This window comes from Okeania sp., assembly GCF_983059655.1.
The window spans coordinates 1,348-3,638 of the sequence record NZ_CEZPJD010000791.1; the positions used below are offsets into that span (position 1 = coordinate 1,348).

Below are 2,291 nucleotides of genomic sequence, written 5' to 3' on the forward strand. Positions count from 1 at the left end.
AAATTTAATGTTGAGCAATTAACTTAACACCGAACCCGCCCCTGCTTTGACTATTGCCTACCACCTAAAGCCCAAAACCTACCACCTACAACCTACCACCTGAAAACATGAAAGACTTCTTCAAATATACTTTTGCCAGCTTGATTGGCAGTTTACTAGGAATTGCTCTAATTGTCGGCTTAGGATTTGGCGGACTAATATTTATTGTTGGCTCCATCGCGAGTAAGGCCAAAGACATTGGCCCACAAGTTAAAGATAAATCGATCTTAGTTTTCGACCTCGCTACCAATATTACAGATACCAGTCCCATTTCCAGCACCGGGGAAGCACTCCAAGAAGCTCTCTCTGGTGACCAACCTGCAACTATTACTCTCCGAAAAACAATTAATGCTCTTGATGCTGCTGCCCAAGACGAAAAAATAATCGGTCTCTACATTAAAGGTAGCAGTATGCCAGGAAGAACAGGACTAGCAAATCTACAAGAAATACGTCAGGCACTTCAACGGTTCGGGGAAACAGGCAAAAAAATCATTGCCTACGACGTAAACTGGACAGAGCGAGAATATTATCTAGGTTCGGTAGCAGATGAAATTGTCATTAACCCTCTCGGCGCCATAGAATTCAATGGCTTAAGTTCACAGACTATGTTCTTAGCTGGAGCGTTTGATAAATTTGGTATTGGAGTACAAGTAACGAGAGTAGGTAAATATAAGTCTGCAGTTGAACCTTTTATCCGACAAGAAATTAGCCCGGAAAACAGACAGCAAACTCTCCAGTTGTTACAGGATATTTGGGGTAAATACCTGCAAACAATTGCTCCCAGTCGTGGGTTAACAATACAGGAGTTACAGGCGATCGCCAACGAGCAGGGTATTTTGATGGGGGATGCTGCGAAAGATAGTAAATTAGTAGATCGAGTTGATTATTATGATGAAGTGCTAAGTGAACTCAAAGAGTTAACGGGCAAAGAAGAAGATGACAAAACTTTCACACAAATTAGTCTCAGCAATTATAGTAGAGTGCCAGAAGTTACAGAAGTTGCCAGTGGAGATGTTAATAGTAAAAATAAAATTGCTGTGGTTTACGCTGAGGGAGAAATAGTTAATGGTACGGGTACTCCCAGACAAATAGGAGGCGATCGCCTAGCAAAAGAATTGCGACAACTGCGGCTTGATGACAAAGTTAAGGCTGTAGTTTTGCGAGTAAACAGCCCTGGTGGAAGTGCTTCAGCATCAGAAGTTATTGCTCGAGAAGTCAAACTGATAAGGAAGCAAAAACCCATAATTGTATCTATGGGTAATACAGCTGCTTCTGGTGGATATTGGATTTCCATGAATGCAGACAAAATATTCGCTGAACCCACTACTATTACAGGTTCAATAGGAGTTTTTGGTGTTTTGTTCAATATTCAAGAGCTGGGCAATGAAAATGGCATTACTTGGGATACAGTAAAAATTGGTCAATTTGCCGATCTGAATAATAATTCTCGTCCTAAAACTGAGGACGAGTTAGCCTTAATTCAAAATATGGTGGATTCAATTTACGAGCGTTTTATTACAAATGTAGCAACTGCTCGTAATTTACCAAAGGAGAAAGTAGCTGAAATTGCTCAAGGTAGAGTTTGGTCTGGTGTTAATGCTCAAGAATTAGGTTTGGTAGATGAGATTACTGGAATAGAGGGTGCGATTAAGTTTGCTGCAGAAAAAGCAGAATTGGGAGATAGTTGGAAAGTTGAAGAATATCCTAAGTCTCGTAGTTTGGAGCAAAGAATTTTCCGTAGTCTTTCTGGTGTGGAAGCTGAAATATCGACTTCTCCGGTAGATCCATTGACAGCAGAATTTCAAAAGTTGCAGCAGGAGTTAACTAGTTTGAGAGCGATGAATGATCCTTATGGAATTTATACTCGTTTGCCTTTTAATCTTAGAATTGAGTAAATAGAGATTTTTAATAATTTATAATTAATAATTAACAATTACATCTCCTTGAAAACGGATAGGATTAAGAGTTTTTCTAAGAAGTTTTATTTGCTAAATCCAAGCACCCTAAATTCCCCAAAATTGGGGAGCTTTTAGAAGGAAATTGTTCTGTTACTCCCAAAGTAGGGGGTTAGGGAGGAAAAATTTAGTATCAAAAAACTTTTCAGATATCCTCTGAATACCTGATAACTGATAACTGAAAAAAGAAGTCTCATTTGCCACATCGCTCGCCCCCTAAATTCCCCAAAATTGGGGGACTTTTAGAAGCAAATTGTCTTGTTCCCCCCAAAGTTGGGGGGCTAGGGGGGCAAAATT

1 protein-coding gene is annotated in these 2,291 nt (G+C 39.7%); it reads left to right on the forward strand.

Features of this window, described 5'->3' with window-relative positions:
• Window positions 1-107 precede the first annotated feature (107 nt).
• Window positions 108-1,934, forward strand: coding sequence for a signal peptide peptidase SppA (gene sppA / locus AC3DU7_RS28425; protein ID WP_488042612.1), 1,827 nt, complete (start codon window positions 108-110; stop codon window positions 1,932-1,934).
• Window positions 1,935-2,291: the final 357 nt, after the last annotated feature.

Bases quoted from the DNA above. Each gene is read 5' to 3' on its own strand.
- sppA (WP_488042612.1), top strand. From the start codon at position 108: ATGAAAGACTTCTTCAAATATACTTTTGCCAGCTTGATTGGCAGTTTA.